This is a genomic window from Pseudomonas sp. KU26590 (assembly GCF_026153515.1).
GTDB lineage: Bacteria > Pseudomonadota > Gammaproteobacteria > Pseudomonadales > Pseudomonadaceae > Aquipseudomonas.
Window position 1 is genome coordinate 592300 of the sequence record NZ_CP110644.1, and the last position, 25330, is coordinate 617629.

The 25330-nt window shown below is 60.7% G+C and carries 19 protein-coding genes; 7 read left to right on the plus strand and 12 right to left on the minus strand.

Annotated elements, in window-relative coordinates:
* Positions 1-105 precede the first annotated feature (105 nt).
* The 5 genes from OKW98_RS02735 (at position 106) to OKW98_RS02755 (ending at position 8513) form a co-directional block, all read left to right on the plus strand.
* Positions 106-972 carry an ABC transporter permease gene (locus tag OKW98_RS02735; protein WP_265387874.1) on the plus strand — a complete coding sequence of 289 codons (867 nt, stop codon included), beginning with the start codon at positions 106-108 and terminating at the stop codon, positions 970-972.
* An 87-nt stretch (positions 973-1059) separates the two neighbouring features.
* Positions 1060-2094 (plus strand): ABC transporter substrate-binding protein, encoded by a 1035-nt coding sequence (locus tag OKW98_RS02740; protein ID WP_265387875.1) that lies wholly within the window; start codon positions 1060-1062, stop codon positions 2092-2094.
* 1069 nt (positions 2095-3163) lie between these two features.
* Complete coding sequence (locus OKW98_RS02745) at positions 3164-4303, plus strand: efflux RND transporter periplasmic adaptor subunit (protein WP_265387876.1); 1140 nt, start codon at positions 3164-3166, stop codon at positions 4301-4303.
* Positions 4300-5370, plus strand: a complete 1071-nt coding sequence (locus OKW98_RS02750; protein WP_265387877.1) for an efflux RND transporter periplasmic adaptor subunit — start codon at positions 4300-4302, stop codon at positions 5368-5370. Before OKW98_RS02745 ends, OKW98_RS02750 begins: the two co-directional genes overlap by 4 nt.
* Positions 5367-8513, plus strand: coding sequence for an efflux RND transporter permease subunit (locus tag OKW98_RS02755; protein ID WP_265387878.1), 3147 nt, complete (start codon positions 5367-5369; stop codon positions 8511-8513). Before OKW98_RS02750 ends, OKW98_RS02755 begins: the two co-directional genes overlap by 4 nt.
* A gap of 79 nt (positions 8514-8592) precedes the next feature.
* Here OKW98_RS02755 and OKW98_RS02760 read toward each other — a convergent pair whose 3' ends face one another.
* The 12 genes from OKW98_RS02760 to OKW98_RS02815 form a co-directional block, all read right to left on the minus strand.
* Positions 8593-9219 carry a class I SAM-dependent methyltransferase gene (locus tag OKW98_RS02760; RefSeq protein WP_265387879.1) on the minus strand — a complete coding sequence of 209 codons (627 nt, stop codon included), beginning with the start codon at positions 9217-9219 and terminating at the stop codon, positions 8593-8595.
* A 757-nt stretch (positions 9220-9976) separates the two neighbouring features.
* On the minus strand, positions 9977-10621 hold the full coding sequence (locus OKW98_RS02765) for a methionine ABC transporter permease (RefSeq protein ID WP_265387880.1): 645 nt from the start codon (positions 10619-10621) through the stop codon (positions 9977-9979).
* Positions 10611-11738, minus strand: coding sequence for a methionine ABC transporter ATP-binding protein (locus OKW98_RS02770; protein WP_265387881.1), 1128 nt, complete (start codon positions 11736-11738; stop codon positions 10611-10613). Before OKW98_RS02770 ends, OKW98_RS02765 begins: the two co-directional genes overlap by 11 nt.
* Positions 11739-11740: 2 nt before the next feature.
* Positions 11741-12535, minus strand: a complete 795-nt coding sequence (locus OKW98_RS02775; protein ID WP_265387882.1) for a MetQ/NlpA family ABC transporter substrate-binding protein — start codon at positions 12533-12535, stop codon at positions 11741-11743.
* A 55-nt stretch (positions 12536-12590) separates the two neighbouring features.
* Positions 12591-13949, minus strand: a complete 1359-nt coding sequence (locus OKW98_RS02780) for an LLM class flavin-dependent oxidoreductase (protein ID WP_265387883.1) — start codon at positions 13947-13949, stop codon at positions 12591-12593.
* Positions 13949-15160, minus strand: a complete 1212-nt coding sequence (locus tag OKW98_RS02785; RefSeq protein ID WP_265389633.1) for an SfnB family sulfur acquisition oxidoreductase — start codon at positions 15158-15160, stop codon at positions 13949-13951. The genes OKW98_RS02780 and OKW98_RS02785 overlap by 1 nt, the downstream gene beginning before the upstream one ends.
* Before the next feature lie 37 nt (positions 15161-15197).
* Complete coding sequence (locus OKW98_RS02790; RefSeq protein ID WP_265387884.1) at positions 15198-16439, minus strand: SfnB family sulfur acquisition oxidoreductase; 1242 nt, start codon at positions 16437-16439, stop codon at positions 15198-15200.
* A 496-nt stretch (positions 16440-16935) separates the two neighbouring features.
* Complete coding sequence (locus OKW98_RS02795; RefSeq protein WP_265387885.1) at positions 16936-17670, minus strand: hypothetical protein; 735 nt, start codon at positions 17668-17670, stop codon at positions 16936-16938.
* A gap of 571 nt (positions 17671-18241) precedes the next feature.
* A complete protein-coding gene (gene tcyN / locus OKW98_RS02800) occupies positions 18242-18985 on the minus strand; it encodes an L-cystine ABC transporter ATP-binding protein TcyN (protein ID WP_265387886.1) in 744 nt (247 codons plus the stop codon).
* A 3-nt stretch (positions 18986-18988) separates the two neighbouring features.
* Positions 18989-19657, minus strand: a complete 669-nt coding sequence (gene tcyL, locus OKW98_RS02805; RefSeq protein ID WP_074890131.1) for a cystine ABC transporter permease — start codon at positions 19655-19657, stop codon at positions 18989-18991.
* Complete coding sequence (gene tcyJ / locus OKW98_RS02810; protein ID WP_265387887.1) at positions 19654-20451, minus strand: cystine ABC transporter substrate-binding protein; 798 nt, start codon at positions 20449-20451, stop codon at positions 19654-19656. The genes tcyL and tcyJ overlap by 4 nt, the downstream gene beginning before the upstream one ends.
* 229 nt (positions 20452-20680) lie before the next feature.
* Complete coding sequence (locus tag OKW98_RS02815) at positions 20681-21682, minus strand: D-cysteine desulfhydrase (protein ID WP_265387888.1); 1002 nt, start codon at positions 21680-21682, stop codon at positions 20681-20683.
* A 215-nt stretch (positions 21683-21897) separates the two neighbouring features.
* Between OKW98_RS02815 and epsC the strand changes: the two genes are divergently transcribed.
* A complete protein-coding gene (epsC, locus tag OKW98_RS02820; RefSeq protein ID WP_416148415.1) occupies positions 21898-22842 on the plus strand; it encodes a serine O-acetyltransferase EpsC in 945 nt (314 codons plus the stop codon).
* Positions 22843-23263: 421 nt separating this feature from the next.
* Positions 23264-25219, plus strand: coding sequence for a choline transporter BetT (gene betT, locus OKW98_RS02825; RefSeq protein WP_265389634.1), 1956 nt, complete (start codon positions 23264-23266; stop codon positions 25217-25219).
* Positions 25220-25330: the final 111 nt, after the last annotated feature.

The window sequence follows — 25330 nt, forward strand, 5'->3', positions numbered from 1 at the left end:
CTTGCCCGCGATTGCGGTGTGTCAGAGGACATCAATGTCACAGGCACACCGCAATCGCGGGCAAGCGCGCTCCTACAGGGGCGTGGCGCACATGAGATTGCACCCATGAGCCTTTCACCCCCTCTGCGGCAAGAATACGAAGTCGTGCTGGAGCCTTTCACTCAGGAAGACCTGGCCCGCGACATTTCCCTCGCGCAACGCATCTGGCAGGTCAGCTGGGTGCGTAAAGCCGTCATCCTCGTGGCGCTGGCAATCATCTGGGAAATCGCCGCGCGGATTCAGGGCAACGATCTGCTGCTGCCGAGCTTTCTGCAAACCGCTTCGGCGTTTATCGACGGCATCGCCAGCGGAGAATTGCTGACCAAGGTCTGGATCTCCCTGACGGTCCTGATTAAGGGCTACCTGATCGGCATCGTTATGGCGTTCGGCCTGACCACGCTGGCGGTGTCGACCCAGCTGGGTCGCGACCTGCTCGGCACGCTGACGGCGATGTTCAACCCGCTGCCGGCCATCGCGCTGCTGCCGCTGTCGCTTCTGTGGTTTGGCCTGGGTGAAAACAGCCTGATCTTCGTGCTGGTGCATTCCGTGCTCTGGGCGTTGGCGTTGAATACGTACGCGGGGTTTCTCGGCGTCTCTGAAACCCAGCGCATGGCCGGGCGCAATTACGGCCTCAAGGGCCTGCGGTTCGTCTGGTACATCCTGATTCCTGCCGCGCTGCCGTCGATTCTTGCCGGCCTGAAAATCGGCTGGGCATTTGCCTGGCGAACCCTTATCGCCGCTGAACTGGTGTTTGGCGCGTCTTCGGGCAAGGGCGGTCTGGGTTGGTACATCTTCCAGAATCGCAACGAGCTGTACACCGACAAAGTGTTCGCGGGCCTGGCGGCAGTGATCATCATCGGTCTGCTGGTGGAAAACCTGCTGTTCAGCAACGTCGAACGCCTGACTGTGAAGCGGTGGGGCATGCAGCGCTGATCTGCTTTAACTACGAACGCTTCGCCTCGTGGCAGCTGGATGGGCAATGAGGCCGTCACCCCCTTTCGCCTTCATCGTGAGCAATGTATGGATTTTTCAAAGACAGCTGTACCGTTCAAGCGTCCGGCACTGACCGCGTTCGCCGCCGCACTGGGTCTGGCTGGCGCCTTGTTGAGCAGCGGCGCCCACGCTGAAGGCAAGATCAGCATCGCCCAGCAGTTCGGCATCGGTTATCTGATTCTGGACGTCGTTCAGCAGCAGAAGCTGATCGAGAAGCACGGCAAGGAGCAGGGCCTGGACATCAAGGTCGACTGGAACAGCATTTCCGGCGCCACCGCGATGAATGAGGCCTTGCTGGCTGGCGCGTTGGACGTGGTGTCGGCGGGCGTGCCACCGATGCTGACCATCTGGGACCGCACCAAGGGCAAGCAGAACGTCAAGGCGATTGCCTCGCTGGGCTCGATGCCCAATTACCTGCTCAGTAACAATCCGAACGTGAAGACCCTCAACGACTTAACCGAAAAGGACCGCATCGCGGTGCCGGCGGCGGGCGTGGGCTTCCAGTCGCGCACCTTGCAGATCGAAACCGCGAAGCTGTTCGGCAACGACAATTTCAAGAAATTCGACAACATCTCCGTCAGCCTGCCGCACCCGGATGCCACGTCGGCGCTGATCGCCGGTGGTTCGGAGATCAGCGCGCACTTTTCCAGCCCGCCGTTCCAGTACCAGGAACTGGAAAACCCCAAGGTGCATAAGGTGCTGAGTTCGTACGATGTGCTGGGCGGTCAGGCGACCTTCAACGTGCTCTACACCACTCAGAAATTCCACGACGAAAACCCCAAGACCTACAAAGCGTTCTACGACGCGCTGGCCGAGGCCGAACAAATCATCAAGGCCGACAAGCCTGGGGCGGCGAAGACCTACATCGACGTCGAGAAATCGAAACTGCCATTGCCGCTGGTGGAGAAGATCGTCTCCGACCCAGAAATCGACTTCACCGTCGTGCCTCAACGCACGTTTATCTACGCCGAGAAACTGCACGAGCTGGGTGTGCTGAAAAACAAGGCCGACAGCTGGAAGGATTTCTTCTTCGAAGAAGCCCATGGTGGCGCGGGGAGTTGATCCTCAATGTTTGATCGGGTTGTTTAGATAGGCCATATAGGGGAGGCGGTGTGTCAGTCACCCCGCTTCGCGACCGTCGTAACCTCCGATTGCTCCTACAGGGGATTGGCGTCCGTCGAAGATATTCGCCGCGGACGCAAAACTGATCTACGTCAGACGCAGATGCTGGGCCCGGCGCATGACTGTAGGAGCGCGCTTGCCCGCGAACGCGGTGTGTCTGCCATCATCAATGTCACAGACCCACCGCCTTCGTCCGCATGCGGCCCAGACCAAGCGCGCTCCTGCACTGATCTATGTCCGGCGCGGGATGTCTGGCGTATGAAATATCGGTAGGAGCGTGGCTTGTCCCGCGATCTGGCGCGCAGCGGCAGCAGGTTTGCCACCGGTTTCTGCCTGACCCACCGCGCGAACCGATTCCACGACCGGTTCCCGGCCGATCGCGGGACAAGCCACGCTCCTACAGGGGGATTTGCGTCAGATGCAGTTTGGCACGGCACGAAACCTGTAGGAGCGCGCTTGCCCGCGAACGCGTTGTGTCCGCCAATATCAATGTCACAGACCCACCGCCTTCGTCCGGATGCGGCCCAGGCCAAGCGCGCTCCTGCACTGATCTATATCCGGCGCGGGATGTCTGGCGTATGAAATATCGGTAGGAGCGTGGCTTGTCCCGCGATCTGGCGCGCAGCGGCAGCAGGTTTGCCACCGGTTTCTGCCTGACCCACCGCGCGAACCGATTCCACGACCGGTTCCCGGCCGATCGCGGGACAAGCCACGCGCCTACAGCGGGATTTGCGTCCGGCGCAGATGTTTGGCGCGGCATGAACCTGTGGGAGTGACCGGGGTGGTGCTCCACCTTGCCCGCGAACGCTGTATGTCCGCCAACATCGATGTCACAGACCACCCCCCCCATCGCGGACCGGCGCGCTCTAGCGTAGATTAGCGTGCGCTGTAGATTCCGGCAGAGTTCAGTACCGCCAAGGAACCCTGATCTACGCTCACAGTCGCATTAGCACATCGCAACGGCGTCCGGCAGCGCGGTGTCGCAACGGCATTGGCACAAGGAGCTTGCATGCCCGCCCAACCCTCTCTTTTTCGTGGTCGTCTGACTGTTCTCTCCATCGGTCTGTGCCTGGCCGTTCTCGCCGGCTGTGAGAAGGAAAAACCCCAGGAACCGGTGTTGCCCCGGGTCCAGATCCAGGAAGTCAAAACCAGTGAATACGCCGCTGCGGTCGCGCTCACCGGGGACGTGCAGGCGCGCGTGCAGACGCAGCTTTCGTTCCGGGTGGGCGGCAAGATCATTCAGCGGACGGTCGATGTCGGCGCTCGGGTGTCGGCCAGGCAAGTGCTGGCCAAACTCGACCCCAAAGACCTGCAAACCAACGTCGAATCCGCCATCGCCGCTGTTGCTGCCGAGCAGGCGCGGGTGAAACAGACTTCCGCCGCCTTCGTGCGTCAGGAAAAGCTTCTGCCCAAGGGCTACACCAGCCGCAGTGAATACGACTCGGCCCAGGCGCAGTTGCGCGGCAGTCAGAGCGCGCTCAAAGCCGCCCAGGCGCAACTGGCCAACGCCCGCGAGCAACTGAGTTACACCGCATTGATCGCCGATGCGCCTGGCATCATTACCGCGCGGCAGGCTGAGGTAGGCCAAGTCGTGCAACCAACGGCGCCGATCTTCAGCCTGGCCCGCGATGGCGAGCGTGACGCCGTGTTCGACGTTTACGAATCGCTGTTCGTCAACCCGCCCACCGACCAGCCGGTCGAAGTCACGTTGCTGGACAACCCCAAGGTCAAGGCCGTCGGTAAAGTCCGCGAAGTCACCCCGGCCGTTTCAGCGCAGACGGGCACGCTGCAAGTGAAAATCGCACTCAGCTCACTGCCGCCGGGCATGGACCTGGGTTCGGTGGTCAGTGCAGCCCTGGCCGTACCGGCCAAGACCAGCGTCGAGCTGCCATGGTCGGCGTTGACAAAAGGCCTGGGCGATCAACTCGGCAAGCCTGCCGTTTGGGTGGTTGATGGCGACAACAAGGTCAGCTTGCGCGGCGTCACCGTTGGGCGCTACCTCACAGGTAAAGTGATCATTGTCGACGGTCTGAAAAACGGTGAAAAAGTGGTTGTTTCCGGTAACCAGTTATTGCACCCCGATATGCAGGTCGAACTCGCCGACGTGCACCCCGAGGCCGCGAAGCAACCGACGGGAGCCCGGCAATGAAGCGCCTGTCGGGAATCGTGCTGACCGGTCTGCTGTTGAGCGCCTGCAGCAAGGAAGAGCCGCCGCCGGAGCCGATTCGGCCGGTGCTGTTCATCGAGGTGAAGCCCCAGGCGCAGGAAAGCCTTGGTCGTTTCGCCGGCAACATTGCTGCGCGCTATGAAAGCACGTTGGGCTTCCGCGTCTCGGGTCGCATAGCCCAGCGCAGTGTCGATGTAGGCGCACAGGTGAAGAAGGGCGACATGCTCGCCGTGCTTGATCCAACGGACCAACAGAATCAGGTGCGCTCGACCCAGGGCGATCTGGCCCGGGTCGAAGCCCAGCTGATCAACGCCCAGGCCAACGCCCGTCGGCAGCAAGAATTGTTCGATCGTGGCGTCGGCGCCCAGGCCGCGCTGGATGTCGCGGTCACCGACCTGAAAACCACGCAGTCTTCCTACGATCAGTCCAAGGCTGCGATGCAGCAGGCCAAGGATCAGCTGAGCTACAGCGAGCTGCGTGCCGATCACGATGCCGTCGTCACTGAATGGAAGGTTGAAGCCGGGCAGGTGGTCAGCGCAGGTGAGCAGGTGGTGACACTGGCGCGCCCGGACATCAAAGAGGCGGTGATTGACCTGCCGGCGCAACTGGGCGATCAACTGCCCAGCGATGTCGTGTTCACAGTCGCCAGCCAACTGGAGCCGGAGATCAACACCACCGCGACGGTGCGAGAACTCGAGCCCCAGGCCGAAAGCACCACGCGCACCCGTCGCGCACGGTTGACCCTGGCGGATACGCCGGCGGCCTTCCGTTTGGGCACAGCGATCAGCGTGACCCTCAGCTCGGCGATCAAACCGCGCATCGAACTGCCCGCCACGTCCTTGCAGGAGATCGATGGCAAGACGCAGATCTGGGTCATCGATATGCAGAATCAGACGGTTTCCCCACGCGTCGTCACGGTCCTCAGCCGCAGTGATGATTCAGTGGTACTGGCCGGTGGCGTCAACAACGGTGATCGCGTTGTAACCGCCGGGGTCAACAGCCTCAAGCCGGGGCAGAAAATCAAAGTCGATAAGGAAAGCCCGCGATGAAAGGGACGTTCAACCTCTCCGATTGGGCGATCAAGCATCAGTCGTTCGTCTGGTACCTGATGTTCGTCGGCCTGCTGATGGGCGTGTTTTCCTACATGAACCTGGGCCGCGAAGAAGACCCTTCGTTCACCATCAAGACCATGGTCATACAAACCCGCTGGCCGGGCGCGACCGTGGATGAAACCCTGGAGCAGGTCACCGACCGCATCGAGAAAAAGCTCGAAGAGCTCGACTCCCTCGACTATGTAAAAAGCTACACCCGACCGGGCGAGTCCACTGTTCTCGTTTACCTGCGCGACACCACCAGCGCCGAGGCCATTCCTGAGATCTGGTATCAGGTTCGCAAGAAGATCGACGACATTCGCGGGCAATTCCCCCAAGGTATCCAAGGCCCGGCGTTCAACGATGAGTTCGGCGACGTCTACGGCTCGATCTACGCGTTCACCTCCGATGGCCTGACCCTGCGCCAGTTGCGCGACTACGTGGAGCAAGTGCGCGTCCAGATCCGCGACGTGCCGGGCCTGGGCAAAGTCGAAATGATCGGCGAGCAGGACGAAGTGCTGTATCTGAACTTCTCCACCCGCAAGCTGGCGGCCCTGGGGCTTGATCAGCGTCAGGTGGTGCAGAGCCTGCAATCACAAAACACCGTGACGCCCGCCGGCGTCATCGAGGCCGGTCCAGAACGAATTTCCGTACGCACCTCCGGCCAGTTCGCGTCGGAGAAAGACCTCGAAAACGTCAATCTGCGCCTTAACGATCGCTTTTATCGCTTGAGCGACATCGCCGAAATCACCCGCGGCTACGTTGATCCGCCCAAGCCGCTGTTCCGCTTCGACGGCAAGCCTGCTATCGGCCTGGCCATCGCCATGAAGAAGGGCGGCAACGTGCAGGCGTTCGGCAAGCAGTTGCACGAGCGCATGACCGCCGCGACCGCCGAACTACCGATCGGCGTCGGCGTGCATGTGGTTTCCGATCAGGCGCAGGTGGTCGAGAAAGCCGTCGGCGGCTTCACCAGCGCGCTGTTCGAGGCGGTGGTGATCGTGTTGATCGTCAGCTTCATCAGCCTCGGCATGCGTGCGGGTCTGGTGGTTGCCTGCTCGATCCCGCTGGTGCTGGCGATGGTCTTCGTGTTCATGGAATACAGCGGCATCACCATGCAGCGTATTTCCCTGGGCGCCCTGATCATCGCCCTCGGCCTGCTGGTCGATGACGCCATGATTACGGTAGAGATGATGGTGTCGCGCCTTGAAAAAGGTGACACCAAAGCCCAAGCCGCGACCTACGCCTACACCTCGACGGCGTTCCCGATGCTCACCGGTACGCTGGTGACGGTCGCGGGTTTCGTGCCGATCGGCCTGAACGCCAGCTCGGCGGGTGAATACACTTTCACCCTGTTTGCGGTGATTGCCGTCGCCATGCTGGTTTCCTGGGTCGTCGCCGTGCTGTTCGCCCCAGTGATCGGCGTGCACATCCTCAGCGAGAACGTGAAAAAGCACGACGAGAACGCCAAGCCCGGACGCATCGCACGGGCCTTCAACGGCTCGATGTTCTGGGCCATGCGTCATCGCTGGCTGACCATTATCATCACGATTTTGCTGTTCGCTACGTCGCTGTTCTGCATGCGTTTCGTCCAGAACCAGTTCTTCCCGTCATCGGACAGGCCGGAGATTCTGGTCGACCTCAACCTGCCGCAGAACGCGTCGATCAACGAGACGCGCCGCGCGGTGGACAAGCTTGAAGCGACCCTCAAGGACGATCCGGATATCGTTAGCTGGAGCACCTACATCGGCGAAGGCGCGGTGCGTTTCTACCTGCCACTGGATCAGCAGCTGGAAAACCCGTACTACGCGCAGTTGGTGATCGTCAGCAAAGGGCTGGAAGAGCGCGGCGCGTTGACCGAGCGCTTGCAAAAACGCCTGCGTGATGACTTCGTCGGCATCGGCACCTATGTTCAGGCGCTGGAAATGGGCCCGCCGGTAGGGCGCCCGATTCAGTACCGGGTCAGCGGCGAGAACATTGATGAAGTGCGCCAGCACGCCATCGAACTCGCCACGCTGTTGGACAAAAACCAGCACATCGGCGAGATGATTTACGACTGGAACGAGCCCGGCAAAGTCCTGCGCATCGACATCAATCAGGACAAGGCGCGGCAACTGGGCTTGTCGTCCGAGGACGTTGCACAGCTGATGAACAGCATCGTCACGGGCTCGGCGGTGACCCAGGTGCGCGACGACATTTACCTGATCAACGTCGTCGGTCGCGCGGTGGATTCCGAGCGCGGATCGCCGGAAACCCTGCAGAACCTGCAGATCGTCACGCCCCAGGGCACGTCAATTCCGCTGCTGGCATTCGCCAACGTGCGCTATGAACTGGAACAGCCGCTGGTGTGGCGTCGCGATCGCAAACCGACGATCACGCTCAAGGCCGCCGTGAGCGACGACATGCAGCCGACGGATCTGGTCAAGGAGCTCAAGCCCGAGATCGACAAGTTCGCCGCCGGTTTGCCGGTGGGCTTCAAGGTTGCCACGGGCGGCACGGTGGAGGAGAGCGGCAAGGCCCAAGGGCCGATCGCCAAGGTCGTGCCGTTGATGATCTTCCTGATGGCGACCTTCCTGATGATCCAGCTGCACAGCGTGCAGAAGATGTTCATCGTCGCCAGTGTCGCGCCGTTAGGGTTGATCGGCGTGGTACTGGCGCTGGTGCCGACCGGAACGCCCATGGGCTTTGTGGCGATCCTCGGCATTCTGGCACTGATCGGCATCATCATCCGTAACTCGGTGATTCTGGTGACGCAGATCCACGAATACGAAGTGGCCGGTTATCTGCCGTGGGATGCGGTGGCGGAAGCGACCGAGCACCGCCGTCGGCCGATCCTGCTCACCGCAGCGGCAGCGAGCCTGGGCATGATCCCCATCGCCCGCGAAGTGTTCTGGGGACCGATGGCCTACGCGATGATCGGCGGGATCATCATCGCGACCCTGCTGACGTTGCTGTTCCTGCCGGCGCTGTATGTGGCCTGGTACAAGATCAAAGAGCCGAGTGACGAAGACCGCCGCAATGCCGAGCGGGAGAAGCAGGAAAAGAGCGCGGAGAATGAGCGCGATCAAGGCGGCGCGGACGAAAAGCCGACGCCTGCTCGATAAAATAAAGGCGAGCCGGAATCTGTTCCGGCTCGCCTTGTGGGTGACGAATCTTTTGCTGCGTGAAAAGCCTGAAACCCCCTCAAGCCTTGCGCCAGACACTCGCCAGCCACGGCTGCTGCTCCCTCGGCAATCCCGGCGGTCGGTAGTAGTGCTCGACCTCGATGAACCCGGCTTCGGTCAGCAGTACGGTCCATGACGCCAGATCATGGAACGCGCCATAGCGCTCGCCTTTCCAGCCTTCCTGATTGTCGCCTCGGGGATTGGAGCTGAACAGCACGCCGCCGGGCTTCAACGCGGCGTGCAATTCACGCAGCACCCGAGGCAATTCCTGACGCGGCACGTGGAACAGCGAGGCATTGGCGAAGATGCCGTCGAAACGTTCAGTAGGGAGCTTCAGCTCAAGGAAGTTTTGGTGAAGCACTTCGCAGCCGCTGTCGACACGGGCCATCTCGGCGAAGCGGTCAGAGCCGTCCAGGCCAGTGGCGATGTGGCCCATAGCGGCGAATGTCTGCAGATCACGGCCTGGCCCGCAGCCAAAATCGAGAATCTGAAACGGCGCCGTGCCAGTGATATTGCGCAGCAGCGCATCGATGTTCTGGCTCACATCATGGTCGCGGGTCCCTTCGCGAAAGCCCTCGGCGACCTCGTTATAATTGCCGAGGGTAGTGGCCGTGATCTGAGCGAGGTCTTCTGAGTCGAGTTTCATGGGGCGAGTGTCTGGGCGAATAAGGCCGCCAATATACCCCGCTCGCGAGTTGCGATCTCCTGTCGGGACCGCATGCCGTTAGTAGGACCGGCTTCAGGCGGGAAGAGGCCCGTGTCAGCGCCATCAATTTTGCAGTGCGCCGCCTGACGCTTTCCCGGCTAAAGCCGGTCCTACTAAGTGCATGCGGTCAGTCAGTAGGACCGGCTTCAGGCGGGAAGAGGCCCGTGTCAGCGCCATCAATTTTGCAGTGCGCCGCCTGACGCTTTCCCGGCTAAAGCCGGTCCTACTAAGTGCATGCGGTCAGTCAGTAGGACCGGCTTCAGCCGGGAAGAGGCCCGTGTCAGCGCCATCAATTTTGCAGTGTGACACCCGACGCCTTCCCGGCTAAAGCCTGTCCTACTAAGTGCATGCGGTCAGTCAGTAGGACCGGCTTCAGCCGGGAAGAGGCCCGTGGCAGCGCCATCAATTTTGCAGTGTGGCCCCTGACGCTTTCCCGGCTAAAGCCAGTCCTACTGAATGAACGCATGCCGATAGTGGGACCGGCTTCAGCCGGGAAGAGGCCCGTGTCAGCGCCATCAATTTTGCAGTGTGACACCCGACGCCTTCCCGGCTAAAGCCAGTCCTACTGAATGAACGCATGCCGATAGTGGGACCGGCTTCAGCCGGGAAGGGGCCCGTGGCAGCGCCATCTATTTTGCAGTGTGGCACCTGCCGCTTTCCCGGCTAAAGCCGGTCCTACAGGCAAGGCTTCTTCTGATCAGCGCTTGTTCAAACGCAACGCCAATCGGTCCCCACCCAGCTGAATCACTGCCACTAATATCACCAGCAACACGATCACGGTGAGCATCACCTGCGTATCAAACCGCTGATAACCGTAGCGATACGCGATGTCGCCCAATCCACCGGCGCCAATCGCGCCCGCCATGGCCGATGAATTGATCATCGTCACAATCGTGATGGTAAATCCCCCAACGATGCCCGGCAGAGCTTCGGGCAGCAGCACGTGCCAGACGATGTGCCAGCGACGGCAACCCATCGCCTGTGCCGCTTCGATTAAGCCGTGGTCCACCTCCCGCAGGCTGACTTCCGCAATGCGCGCAAAGAACGGCGTCGATGCGATGGTCAGCGGCACCACCGCCGCCCACACGCCGTAGGTCGTGCCGACGATCAGCCGCGTGAACGGGATCAGCGCCACCATGAGAATCAGGAACGGCACCGAACGGAAAATATTCACGAACGCGCCCAGCACCCGGTTCACATTGGGTGCTTCAAAGATGCCGCCCTTGCCGCTGGTGACCAGAATCACGGCCAGCGGAATGCCCAGCATCAACGCGATCAGCGACGACACGCCGACCATCAGAAAGGTGTCGATGACGCCCTGCCACAGACGATCAAGCCACATAACCCAGTACCTCCGCGTGTTGCGCCTGTTTGCGGGCGCGAATCAGCAGTTCTTCAACCGACAGTGGCGAATGACTCACCGCCAGCAGCAGATGCCCGAGGACGCGCCCCTGAATGCGTTCGACGCCGCCATGCAGCAGGCTCACGCGCCCGCCAAAGGCATTGAACAACGCTGACAGGTCAGGCTCTTTGCTGTCGCTACCCGTGAATTGCAGATCCAGCACCACGCTGGCGTGATACTCGGAAGGATGCGGCTGCAGACGCGCTTGCACATCCTCCGGCAGCGGGTGTTGCAGTGGCGCCAGCAGCGTTTTGCCCACCTCATGCTGAGGGTTGCCGAACACCTGCCAGACCGGGCCTTGCTCGACGACTTCACCTTTTTCCAACACCACCACGCGATCACAGATTTCCCGGATCACCGCCATCTCGTGGGTGATCAAAATGATCGTCAGCCCCAGGCGCTGATTGATCTCGCGCAGCAGGCCGAGAATCGACTGAGTGGTTTCAGGGTCCAGCGCGGAAGTGGCTTCGTCGCACAGCAGAATTGCCGGATCATGCACCAACGCCCGGGCAATGCCGACGCGCTGCTTCTGCCCGCCCGACAACTGCGCCGGATACGCCTCGTGCTTGCCTTCCAGCCCCACCAACGCCAGCAGCTCGGCGACTTTGCGCTGACGCTGCGCCTTCGGCACGCCCGCCACTTTCAGCGGCAGCTCGACGTTCTGCCACACGGTTTTGGCGGACATCAGATTGAAATGCTGAAAGATCATGCCGATGCGTCGGCGCAGCTCCACCAGCTCGTCTTCGTTGAACTCACCGATGTCCACCTGATCGATCAGCACGCGCCCGCTGCTGGGTTTTTCCAGACGATTGATGGTGCGGATCAGCGACGATTTGCCTGCGCCGCTGCGGCCGATGATGCCGAACACCTCACCGCGCTGGATATCCAGATCAATGCCCTGAAGTGCCGGCACCGGCCCTTGCGGACCTTGATAGACCTTGCCCAGATTGATGAAGCGCACATGGGCGTGTTGCTTCTGCGGATGCAGTTCGGCTTGCTCGGCGGCATGCGGTGCAGCAGCCTCAAGAGGTAAAGCGCGTTGCGCGGATGCAGTCATGATCAGTTCTTCCAGCCGACCTGATACAGCGAGCCATTGACCTTGTCCAGCGAGGCGCGCACGACCGGTGAGTGTTGGTAGATGTCGATGAACCTGGCCAGACGCGGGTCATCCTTGTGGTCCGGCTTGATGACGAACTGAATCACGTATTCCGGATGGTCGAGGCCGTCGAACAGAATCGCCGAGCCGGCATCGAAGGTCTTCGACAAACGAATGTAGGCCGGGTAGCCCTGCACCAGATCGGCATCGTCATAGGCGCGCACCAGCTGCACGGCTTCGACCTGGATCAGCTTTATCTTCTTCGGGTTGGCGGTGATGTCGTCTTCGGTGGCCTTGTAGCCCACGCCCGGTTTCAATGTGATCAAACCGGCCTTGGCCAGCAGTTGCAGGCCGCGACCGCTGTTGATGGGATCGTTGGCGATTGCGACGGTGGCGCCGGTCGGCAGCTCATCGAAGCTTTTGTAGTGCTTCGAATACAACCCGACGTTGTTGATGATGCCCGGCGCGTACGGCACCAGATCGAAGCCGGACGCGGCCTTGGCGTTCTCCAGAAACGGAATGTGCTGGAAATAATTCACGTCGATGTCGCCAGCGTTGAGGCTCACGTTGGGCGCGATCCAGTCGGTGAATTCCACCAGCTCGACCTTCAGGCCCTGCTTCTCGGCTTCGGCGACGGCTGCTTCCAGGGGAATGGCGAACGCCGCCGTGGTGCCGACTTTGAGCGGTTGATCGGCGGCGTGGGTGATCCCGGTAAACAGGCCCAGGGACAGCGCGAGGGTGAGGAGGGTTTTGGTCATGGCGGGTAATCCGGGTCAGTGGTCTGGTTTGAATGTGTGAGCGATGGAGAAACCTTTAGGGGCGCGTTCTATAGCTCGCCCCCGCGTGCCGTTCCGGCAGTCGCGCGTCGCCTTCAAACAACTTCTCGCGCAAGGTGCCGTGCTCGTACGCGGTCTTGTATGAGCCCCGTCGTTGCAGCTCAGGGATGACTAGGTCGATAAAATCCTCGTAGCTCTCCGGGGTGACGATGCGGGTGAGGTTGAAGCCGTCCAGACCGGTTTCGGCGATCCACGATTCCAGTTCGTCGGCGACCTGCTCGGGCGAGCCGATCAGCGTGAGGTAACGGCCGCCCAAGGCGTGTTGATCGAGCAACTTCTGGCGCGTCCAGTCGTTGTTCTTGAGGATCTTCGTGGCTGACTGAATGGCATTGCCTTTCACGTGCTGGATCGGCTCGTCCAGCTCGTATTCGGCGAAGTCGATGCCGGTGGACGCAGCAAAATGCGCAAGTCCCGCTTCGGCGCTGGCGTAAGACCGGTACTCCGCATGCTTGGCCCGCGCTGCTTCTTCGGTGGCGCCGACGATGACGTTGAGGCCCATGAATACTTTGACGTCATCAGGATTGCGCCCGGCGGCCACGGCACTGGCGCGGACCTTGTCGACCTGCTCGCGGGTCGCGGGTTTGTTCTGCCCGCTGATAAACACGCACTCGGCGTTGCTGCCGGCGAACTGCAAACCGCGCTCGGAACTGCCGGCTTGAAACAACACCGGCGTGCGCTGGGGCGACGGCTCGCAGAGGTGATAACCCTCCACCTGATAGAACTCGCCGCTGTGCCGCACGTAATGGACCTTTTCTGGTTGGGCGTAGATGCGTGCCTGACGGTCCTCGATCACCGCGTCGTCCTCCCAACTGCCTTCCCACAGCTTGTACAAAACCTCCAGGTATTCGTCGGCCTGGTCGTAGCGGCGGTCGTGTTCGATTTGCTCGGTCAGGCCCATCGCGCGCGCGGCGCTGTCCAGATACCCGGTGACGATGTTCCAGCCCACGCGTCCGCGCGTCAGGTGATCCAGCGTCGACATGCGCCGGGCGAACAGATAGGGCGCCTCGTAGGTGAGGTTGGCAGTCAGGCCGAAGCCGAGGTTTTTGGTGACGGCGGCCATGGCCGATACCAGCAGCAACGGGTCATTTACCGGTAACTGGATCGATTCCTTCAGCGTCACGTCCACGGACTTCTGATAAACGTCATAGACCCCGACGATGTCCGCGATGAACAAGCCGTCAAACAGCCCGCGCTCCAGCAACTGGGCCAGATCTGTCCAGTATTCCAGGGTCTTGTACTGGGTCGACGTGTCCCGGGGGTGCGTCCAGAAGCCGTGATTGATGTGGCCGATGCAGTTCATGTTGAACGCATTGAGCAGGATCTTTTTCTTGCTCATCAGATCGTCCCCCGACGTGGCGGGTTGACGTCATTGAGGTAGTAGTTGCCGATGGCGTGATACTTCCAGCGCACCGGGTCGTGCAGCGTGTGAACCCGCGCGTTGCGCCAGTGCCGGTCAAGGCCGTGCTCCGCCAGCGTGGCCTGGGAACCGGCGAGTTCGAACAAGGTGCTGCCGGCTTCTAAAGCGATTTCGGTGCTGATCGCCCGCGCTTCTGCGACCGCAATCGATACCTGGGCCAGATTTTCGGGTGTGGTCTCGGCCTGGGCCCGATCCAGGAATTCGCCCGAACGTTCGAGCAAGGCTTCGGCGGCGTGCAGACGAATGCCGAGTTTGCCGAAGCTGTGCAGCGTCAGCGGGTCATCGACGGCTTTTTCGATGCCGGAGTCGATCCACGGCCGAGTGCGCGTGCGTACGAAATGCAGCGCGTCTTCAAACGCGGCGCGGGCGATGCCGGTGTCGATGGCGGTATGAAGGATCTGCGCCAGCGGGCCGACGGTGGTCGGGCGCTCGAAGGCGGTTTGGAACGGCACCACGTCATCGGGCTCGACATACACGTTATCCAACACCACCGAGCCGCTGCCCGTGGTGCGCTGACCGAAACCACTCCAGTCGTCGATCACGCTCAGCCCCGGGGCGTTCGCCGGCACGAATGCCAACTGCTGCACGCCATTGTCATCGACCACCGAGGTCGGTATGCGGTGTGCGTAAAGGGCGCCGGTGGCGTAGAACTTGCGGCCGTTGATGCGCCAGCCGTCGCCATTGCTGTCGCGGCTCAGGCGGGTGGTGCGGTCGTGAGCGGTTTTGGTGCCCAGTTCGGCCAGCGCGTTGCCGAAGCGCTGACCGGCGAGGACCTCGGCGTACAGTCGCGCCTGCTGCGCCGGGCTGCCATTCACCCGCAAAACTTCCAGCGCGTAAAAGTGGTTCTGTGGAATCTGCCCCAGAGAAGCGTCGGCGGCGGAGATGATCCGAATGACTTCGGCCAGGGTGACATTGGACACGCCAGCGCCGCCAAACGCCTTGGGTACGCTGATGCCCCACAGGCCCGAGCGGGAAAACGCTTCCAGTTCCTGATATGGCAGGCGACGTTCGCGATCACGCGCGGCGCTCTGCTGTTTGAAATCTTCCGCCAGCGTGCGGGCGATGCGCAGCGCCTCGGCGTCGTCACGAATGATCGCGGTCACGGCGGTCGCCTGCGTGTCACGCGGCAAGGTTTGAAGGCTCATAGGTGTGCTTCCAGTGGTCTGGTTATATCCAGGAGTGACGGGCAGGCAGGGCGCCGTTCAGGTGCCAGGCGCCGACGGCGTGGACCTTCCAGCGCACCGGGTCGTGGAGGGTGTGAACCCGCGCGTTGCGCCAGTGACGATCAAGATTGAATTCGGCCAGCGTCGCGCGGCTGCCCGAAAGCTCGAACAGTTTTTCACTGGCGAGCAGGGCGATCTGCGTGGTCAGCACCTTGGCTTCGGCGACCACGATGGACGCCCGAGCCGCCGACTGTTCATCGATGGGTTCGGCGGCAATTTCATCCAGCACGCGGCCAGCCTTGCGCAACAGCGCCTCGGCGGCGTGCAGTTCGAGCTTCAGTTTGCCGATGTCGGCGATCACATACGGATCGTCGCTGGCACGCTCGACATGGGCGTCGATCCAAGGCCGCGAGCGCTCGCGCACAAAACGAATACTTTCGTCGATGGCTTCCCGGGCAATGCCTGCATCGATGGCCGCCTGAATCAGCTGCGAGATCGCGCCCTGAATGTTCGGCGCCAGGGCCAGCTTCCAGTTATCAACGACGAGTTCGCCACTCACACGCACGTTTTCCAGCAGCACGCTGCCGCTCGCGGTGGTGCGCTGACCGAAGCCGGACCAGTCGTCGATGATGTGCAGCCCGGGCGTCCCGCGTGGCACGAACACCAGCACCTGTTTGCCGTCGTCATTGATGGCTTTGACCGCCACCCAGTGGGCGAACAGCGCACCGGTCGAGTAGAACTTGCGGCCGTTGAGCAAAAAATGATCACCGTCTGCGGTCAGTCGCGTTCTCACGTCGAGGGTGTTTTTGGTCCCGCGCTCGGGGCCGCCATTGCCGATGCGTGCGCCGCCGAGAATGCTGGCGAAGAGGGTTTGTTTCTGCGCCTCGGTGGCGCTGCCGATCAACGAATTGAGAATGCCAAAGTTGTTTTGCGGAATCTGGCCCACGGCAGGGTCGGCTGCTGACAGGATGGCGAAGACCTCGGCAACGGTCACGAATGACACTTGCGGTCCGCCATACGCGCGCGGGACCGAGATGCTGCCCAGGCCACTTCGGGTAAACAGCTCTATTTCGGACCAAGGCAGTTGCCGCTCGCGGTCTCGCGTGGCGGCATGGGTGCGTACGGCGGCGGCCAGTTCATGGGCCGCAGCAATGGCGTCGGCGTCGTTGTGCAGTACGTTGGCAGGGAGCAGCGGGGGAGCCACGTCCAGGGTGTGCTGGACAGAAAGGGCGTTCAGATCAGTCATGGTGGTGACCTTCACGAGCGCGAGCACTGGGGTCGTTGTGCTTGACCATTCGAACCTCGAATCAATACCGCGGTGGCGGCGAGAAAATTGACGATGGTCCGGTGGTCCGGTGCATATACCCTAAGCGTGTATAAAAATTAAATAAACTCACATTTAGGAATAAGCATAGAAGGCGAAATGGCGGCTGCCGTCGCCAGCGCCGTGGCTTGCGTGTAGGTCAGGCATGAACCGAAGGCCAGCGCCAGAATCATGTACTTGACGATATGTCTGCAGGGCATGGCGAACGCCTCGTGAAGGGTTTCACCGCAGGCTAGCAGCCCTTTTTCCCGTGGCGAGGGGGGAGGCTGTAGGACGCTGTTGCAGATGATGTGGGAGGTTTCTTCTCCGTGGCTGATCTGTGGCGTCGTTCACGGTTGCAGGACGCCAGACGGCGTGCTGCAGATGTGTCGCAGCGCGCTGATGGTGCGCCGCGACAGCATCCTGGACAGCGCCGATATCAAGCTTCGGCCTCGTTGGTCACGTCGGTCGATACCTTGATCAGCCGCGCCGGGGCCCAGCGGGAGTTGTTGCCGACACGGTCGATGACGCAGTAGCTCACCTCCAGATGGGGATCATCGCCGGCCTCGCGCACCAACTCCGCCGGTACGTCAACAACGATGGGCAGGCCGATGTCGTCCTGGCTCAGCGCTGGCAAATCCAGACGCATGTCGCCCCAGCGCAAGGTGATTTCATCGTAGGCATCCATGTTGGGATAAGCGTCGAGGGTGAGTTGAACGCCCTCTTCGAAGTGGCGCTCGGTCAAACCGTCCTGCATGACCGACTCGGCGAACGTCACCGGCGCCAGTCCCTGATTCTCATCACCGTCGCCGCTGACCAATTGACCGCCGGGAGTCTCCAGTTTGACCCACAGCTTGGCGCCAGGAGACTTAATGGGTTCGCTGCCAATTTTGGTAACGCGATAGTAGGTTTTCACTTTCCCACTTCGAAGAAAACTTTCGGGTACATGTAGGACGGATGTATGACCGATGTCGGACTCCGATAAAAGTTTTGACGCGGCATAACAGCCTCCCCAAAACAATTCGATCAAGTCGCCGCAGTCCATCTCTGGCCAGGGGTCAATGTGTACGCGCAGATCGGCCGCCGCCAGGGCGCCAATCCCGTGCTTGTTCGACTGCGGAAGATACGGGGCCATCAACTTGAAAGACTGAGTCATTACAGGGGTATGGATCATCTTTTAATACTCTTCGAATGTGTGCCTGGTTCAAGGCAGCTCAGGTGATTAATTCATCGCAACTGCAACGTGGAAACGACTGGCACTAGTACACGCCGGGATGCGCAGGCATGGCAAACATTACAAATGGTGGCAATTAGTGAGTTGCTGTTTTGGAAAGAAAATAAGCAGGGAGCGATTTCAGCTAATTGTGTTGCGGTGTTTGTGTCAACGGCATTTAAGTTTTTAAAGTCTGTGTAATGCAAATGCAGAAGATTCCTACACTCGGGCGTTGCTTATGGGAGGGAGTTGCGACTGTGGTCCTACCTGAGCGGCCGGGCGCGCTGCATCCCACAGCCAGCAAGCGGATGAAAAATGTCAGCGCCAGTTATTTGTGGACGGAGAAATAGTCAATCAACGTTGCGGGCAAACGAGGAGAGTGAGTGCTGTTCGTATAGAAAAAATAGATAGATTGATTACGGTTAGCCGGCGCCGAAACAGTAGGACTTTTAGTGGATCAACGCTTTTCTAAATATGAACGACAAAGAAAACGGCGCCTGTTGGCGCCGTTTTGAACACATAACGTGTCGGACTAATTCCTGCTTCGCTCAAGAAACTGCCTTGTGCGTTCTTCTTTGGGATGGGCAAACAGCTCTTTCGCCTCACCCTGTTCCACGATGACGCCCTTGTCGATGAAGATCACCCGGTCGGCGACGTCCCGCGCGAAGCTCATCTCGTGGGTCACGATCACCATCGTGCGTTTCTCCAGGGCCAGGGCGTGAATCGTATTCAGCACCTCGCCCACCAGCTCGGGATCAAGCGCCGACGTTGGTTCATCGAACAGAATGACTTCCGGCTCCATGGCCAGCGCCCGCGCAATCGCCACGCGCTGTTGTTGGCCGCCGGACAGACGACGCGGATAAGCGTCCTCTTTGCCCGCGAGGCCTACTTTGGCCAGCAATGCGCGGCCCAGCTCGATGGCTTGCTCACGCGGCATCTTCTTGACCACTGTCGGGCCTTCGATGACGTTTTCCAGCGCGGTGCGATGTGGGAACAGATTGAAGTTCTGGAAGACGAACCCGACGTGCTGACGCAGCTGCCGGATCAGACCCTGCTGCTGGCTCAACGGGCGACTCAAATCGACTTTGATGTCGCCCACGACAATGCTGCCGCTCGTGGGTACTTCCAGCAGGTTCAGGCAGCGCAGCAGCGTGGTTTTACCCGACCCGCTAGGGCCGATGATGGCCACCACTTCGCCCGGCTCGACCTTCAGGTCAATGCCCTTGAGCACTTCGTTGCCCTTGAATTGCTTGGTCAGTTTTTCAACCGTGATCATGCCTCAGGACTCCACATCGTGGCGGTTGGCCCGTGCTTCCAGGCGATTTTGAAAATGCGCCAGGATGCTGCACAGCACCCAGTAGATCACCGCAACGGTGAAATACATGGTGAAAATCTCCAGCGTTCGCGAGGAGATCAGCTGGGCCTGGCGGAACACTTCCGGCACCTGAATGGTGGCGGCCATCGCCGTGTCCTTGACCAGCGAAATAAAGCTGTTGCCCAGTGGCGGCAACGCGGTGCGTGCAGCTTGCGGCAGGATGGCGCGGCGCATGGTCTGGGCGCGCGTCATGCCGATGCTCGCGGCAGCTTCCCATTGCCCTCGGTCCACCGAAGCGATCGCGGCCCGAAGGATTTCGCAGGCATACGCGGCCATGTTCAGTGACAGGCCGATCAGCGCTGCGGTGATCGCATCCAGTTCAATCCCCAGGTCCGGCAGGCCGTAATAGATCATGAACAGCTGGACGAGAAGCGGCGTACCCCGGAAGAACGACACGTAAACCCTGGCGACGGCACTGATGACCCAGATCTTCGACAAACGCATCAGTGCCAGGCCGAAGCCCAGCACCAATCCGAAAAACATCGACCCCAGGCTCAAGCCCACCGTGTAGTACGCGCCCTTGAGCAGAAAAGGCGCGGAGTCCAGCGCGAGCTGAAGGCTCTCTGGAATCATTTGGTCACGTCAGCCTTGAAGTACTTGTCCGACAGCTTGGCGAGGGTGCCGTCGGCGCGCAGCTTGTCGATGGCTTTGTTGATCGCGTCGAGAAGTTCAGGCTCGCCCTTGCGCAGTGCGACACCGGATTCCTGACGGGAGAACGCTTCGCCGGAAACGGCCAGCTTGTCCTTGGTCTTGGCGACCAGTTCCAGGGCAGCGAGGCGGTCGACGAGGATGGCGTCGATACGGCCGACACGCAGGTCCTGATATTTGGTTGGATCATCGTCGTAGGTTTTGACGATGGCATCAGGCACGTTGGCTTTCAGCCACTCTTCGTAGTTGGTGCCGAGGCCGACACCGACTTTCTTGCCTTTCAGGTCGGCAGCCGTTTTGATCACACCGACGTCTTTGGTCTGCACCAGCGCTTGAATGCCCGACACGGTGTAGGGTTCGGAGAAGTCGTACTTTTTCTTACGCTCGTCGGAGATGGTCACCTGGTTGATCACGACATCCAGACGCTTGGACTCCAGCGCGGCCAGAATGCCAGCCCACGGTGTGGCTTGCAGCTTGACCTTGACGCCCAGTTCCTTGGCCAGTGCTTCAGAGAACTCCACTTCGAAGCCAGTCAGTTTGCCGTCTTCACCCACGAAGCTGAACGGGGGATAAGTGCCTTCCAGGCCGACGTTTAGGGTGCCGTTCTTTTTGATCGTTGCCAGTTGATCGCCAGCGATAGCCTGGCTGACCAGACCGGTGCCCAGCACCAGGCTGAAGGCAGACAACAGAAAGGTGCGGCGGATTGCAGACATGTTCATGAAAGTCCCCTGTTTTAATTGGAATGTCAGGCAAGTATCAGACCCGACGAAGCTACGTTGGCATCACGCGTTTATCCAGCTTTTTCAGTCGCCTGCGAGGCGCTGCGCGCCGGCTGGCGGCGATCATATGACCGGAACCAAGCGATGAAAAATAATTAAAAGCGGATTGCTTATCAGTTTTTAGAATATGACGTTCGCATCGTCCTTCGAGCAGAGCGGAATGTACGCTCTACTCCGCTGAAAAGACGTCCTTGTACGCGAACAACGCAGGCGCGCCGCCAGTGTGGAGAAAGACGATCGGGCCGTCTTCGAAGCGCTGCCGGCCAATGCCGTCGAGCAGTCCGGCCATGGCCTTGCCGGTGTAAACCGGGTCCAGCAACAGCCCTTCATGACTGGCCACCAGCCGGATCGCCGCCAACGTGCCGGCATTTGGCTCGCCGTACCGTGGGCCAAAGTATTCATCCCACAGCTGCACCTTGAACGCGGCGGGCAATGATTCGCCCAGCAGCTCGACGGTTTGCTCGGCCAGGCGCTGAACCTTGGGCGCCTGGGTTTCTTCCGGGCGCGACACGGTCACACCAATCACCGGCAGCTCGGGCAGTTCTTCCGCCAGGGCCAAAGCCAGCCCGCTGTGAGTGCCGGCACTGCCCGACGCGAGCACGACGGCTGCGAATGACAGTCCGCTTTGCTTGATTTGCTCGGCCAGTTCAAAACCGGCCTGCACATAACCCAGTGCGCCGAGGGCGTTCGAACCGCCGATCGGCACCAGGTACGGCTTCTTGCCGCTCAGACGCAGTCGGCTGGCGAGGGCCTGCAGTTGCTCCTCGGCGTTGTCGAGGTTTTCGACCAACTCGACCTTGGCATCGAACAAGTCCAGCAACAGGCGATTGCCGTTGCCCAGGTAATTGCTGTCGTCGGTCGCAATCGGGTTTTCCAGCAGCGCGACACAGCCCAGGCCGAGGCGGGCGGCGAGAGCAGCCGTCTGACGCACGTGGTTGGACTGAATGGCGCCCGCGGTGATCAGCGTGTCACACCCTTGAGCAAGGGCATCGGCCGCGAGGTATTCCAGCTTGCGCAGCTTGTTGCCGCCCATGGCCAACGGCGTGATGTCGTCGCGTTTCACGTAAATGTCGCGGCCGGCCCAGGTCGAAAGGCGTTCGAGCTTTTCAAAGGGCGTCGGGCCGACGAGCAATTCCAGACGATTAAAACGGGCGAGCTGTTGTTTGATCATGGTGGCGTCGACAGGTCTGCAATTGAGTCGCAGGACTATAGGCAGACGTTTCCCACAGGGCAACCGCCCGCCGTCCTTCATCCCCTGAGCAGAAGCCCCACAAAAATAGTTATTTTTTTGCCGCGAAGGGATGTCGTAGAGTGATTCCACTTCGGCCGTTACAGCCTGACTCGCCGTTGAATTGAGGAGAAATCTGCGTGAGCACTATTCCCGACCTGTCCCCGGAATCCTGCGCCGAGGGCGTGACCGGCCACTGGCAGTTGCAGCGGATTGTGGGTGAATTGCGCGCCGCGCGTGATGACTGGCGTACCAGCAACGGCCGAATCAGCGGAGAGAAGGGCGGCCGCGAGCTGCCTTCGCGCGAAGCCATGCGCGACATTCTCGATGCGCTGTGCGGCGCGCTGTTTCCGATGCGGCTGGGCCCGGTGGACCTGCGCGAAGAGAGCGAGGACTTCTACGTTGGGCATACCCTCGACGTGGCGCTGAATTCGTTGCTCGATCAAGCGCGGCTTGAGCTGCGCTACGCCGCCCGGCAGAAAGGCCAGGATGCCAGTTGCGCGGATGTGCATGCGGAACGGCTGATTCAGGATTTCGCCAGTGCGCTGCCGACGATTCGCCGCATCCTCGACACTGACGTGCTGGCGGCGTATCACGGTGACCCCGCCGCGCGCAGTGTTGACGAGGTGCTGCTCTGCTACCCGGGCATTCTGGCGGTGATTCACCACCGTCTGGCCCATCATCTTTATCACAACGGTTTGCCGCTGCTGGCGCGCATCAGCGCCGAACTCGCCCATTCTGCGACCGGCATCGACATCCATCCCGGCGCGCAAATCGGCCCGAGCTTCTTTATTGATCACGGAACAGGCGTGGTGATTGGCGAGACGGCAATCATCGGCGAGCGCGTGCGCATTTATCAGGCCGTCACGCTGGGCGCCAAACGCTTCCCGTCCGATGAGGATGGTCAGTTGCTGAAAGGCCATGCGCGCCACCCGATCGTCGAAGACGACGTAGTGATCTATGCCGGTGCCACAATTCTGGGTCGCATCACCATTGGCAAGGGCTCGACCATCGGCGGCAACGTGTGGCTGACCCGCGGCGTCCCGGCGGGCAGCAACGTCAATCAGGCGAGTCTTCAGCACGAGGACGGCTGTCCGAAGTAGCCGTTCATATCCCAAATCCAACGGCGCGCACACTGGCCTCTTCCCGGCTGAAGCCGGTCCCACGAATCGATCGCGTACGCTTCGTAGGACTGGCTTTAGCCGGAAAGGCGTCAGTCGTCATATCGCTGATGCCTCCCACAATTTCTTCATCGCTCTAAAAACCCTCCAAAACCCACGGAACGAAAGGCTTTCGTCGTCCGTCCTACCCTCGCCTGAGAGAGCGTCACGCCACTGTGCATTAGTCTCTGGCGGTCTTTTCGTGCTTTAATTGAACGTTCAATCAAGTTAAACCGGTGGTTCGCTGCCCGCTGATCTCAGGAGGCCTACCTTTGCCGCATACACGTTGCATGATCGATCCCCTCGCCCGCGCGGCGGTATTCATATGAATAATTCAAGCGCTCCAAGCAGCTCGCCCGTTCGCATGAACGGCCCTGTTTTCTACTTTGCCGCCAGCTTCATTCTGATCTTCGGACTGGTGGTCGTCGCCTTCCCGGAAGCATCGGGCGCCTGGTTGCTCGCCGCGCAGAACTGGGCCGCCAACACCGTTGGCTGGTACTACATGCTGGCCATGACCCTGTATCTGCTGTTTGTGGTTGTCACCGCGATTTCAGGCTACGGCAAGATCAAGCTTGGCGCTGACCACGACGAACCCGAGTTCAGCTACCTGTCCTGGGCTGGCATGCTGTTCGCTGCCGGGATCAGCATCACGCTGTTCTTCTTCTGTGTGTCCGAACCATTGACCCACATGCTGGCGCCGCCGCAAGGCGAAGGCGGGACCACCCAATCGGCGCGTCAGGCCATGCAGCTGCTGTTTCTGCATTGGGGCCTGCACGGTTGGGGCGTGTTCGCGTTCGTCGGCATGGCGCTGGCCTACTTCGCGTATCGCCATAACCTGCCGCTGGCATTGCGTTCAGCGCTGTATCCGATGATTGGCAAGCGCATCAACGGCCCGATCGGCTATGCGGTCGACGGCTTCGGCATCATCGCCACCATCTTCGGCCTCGGCGCCGACATGGGCTTTGGCGTACTGCACCTGAATTCCGGGCTGGACTACCTGTTCAACGTGCCGCACACCCAATGGATTCAGGTCGGTCTGATTACCCTGATGATGGGCGCGGCCATCCTGGTGGCCATCGCGGGCGTCGACAAGGGCGTGCGCGTCATGTCCGACATCAACATGCTGCTGGCCTGCGCGCTGCTGCTGTTCGTGTTGTTTGCCGGACCCACGCAGCACCTGCTTAATACGCTGGTGCAGAACATCGGCGATTACCTCGGCGCATTGCCGGTCAAGAGCTTCGACGTGTATGCGTACGACGGCCCGAGTGACTGGCTGGGCGGCTGGACCGTGTTCTATTGGGCGTGGTGGATTGCCTGGTCGCCGTTCGTGGGTCTGTTCATTGCGCGTATCTCCCGTGGCCGCACCATTCGTGAATTCGTCTGTGGCGTGCTGCTGATCCCGTTGGGCTTTACGTTGGCCTGGATGTCGATCTTCGGTAACAGCGCAATCGACCTGGTGCTGAACCACGGGATGGCTGCATTGGGCCAGTCGGCCATCGACGATCCCTCGATGACCCTGTACCTGATGCTCCAAACCTATCCGTGGAGCCGGACGGTCATTGCCGTAACAGTGTTCATTAGCTTCGTGTTCTTCGTAACCTCGGCCGACTCCGGCACCGTGGTGCTGTCGACGCTGTCCGCCAAAGGCGGCAGCCCGGACGAAGACGGCCCGAAATGGTTGCGCGTGTTCTGGGGCGTGATGACCGCGCTGATCACCAGCGGCCTGCTGTTCTCGGGCAGCATCGATGCGCTGAAGTCTGCGGTGGTGCTGACTTCGTTGCCATTCTCGCTGATTCTGCTGCTGATGATGTGGGGGCTGCACAAGGCGTTCTACATGGAATCCCAGCGCAAAATCGCGCAGCTGTATTCACTGGCACCGGTTTCCGGAGCTCGGCGTGGCGGCTGGCGTCAGCGTCTGACCCAGGCGGTGGCATTCCCGTCGCGCGATGAGGTTTACCGCTTCCTGGATCAGACCGTGCGCCCGGCGATTGAAGAAGTGACGGCAGTGTTCGTCGAGAAGGGCCTGACCGTCGTGACCCAGCCGGATCCGGCCAACGACACCGTGGGCCTGGAAATCGGCCACGGTGAAGAGCGTCCGTTCGTGTACCAGGTGACCATGCGTGGCTACTTCACGCCGTCCTTCGCACGCGGCGGCATGGGCTCCAAGCAGCTGAACAACCGCCGCTACTACCGCGCCGAAGTGCATTTGAGCGAAGGGAGTCAGGACTACGACCTGGTGGGCTACACCAAGGAACAGGTCATCAACGACATCCTCGACCAGTACGAACGCCATATGCAGTTCCTGCACCTGGTGCGTTGAGGCTGATTGTTTTGTAAGAACACGCGTGCCCGCGACGGCGTCGTGTCGGTCACCTCACCGGGGACTGACACGAAATCTTCGCGGGCACGCGCGCTTCTACAGCCTCGTTTT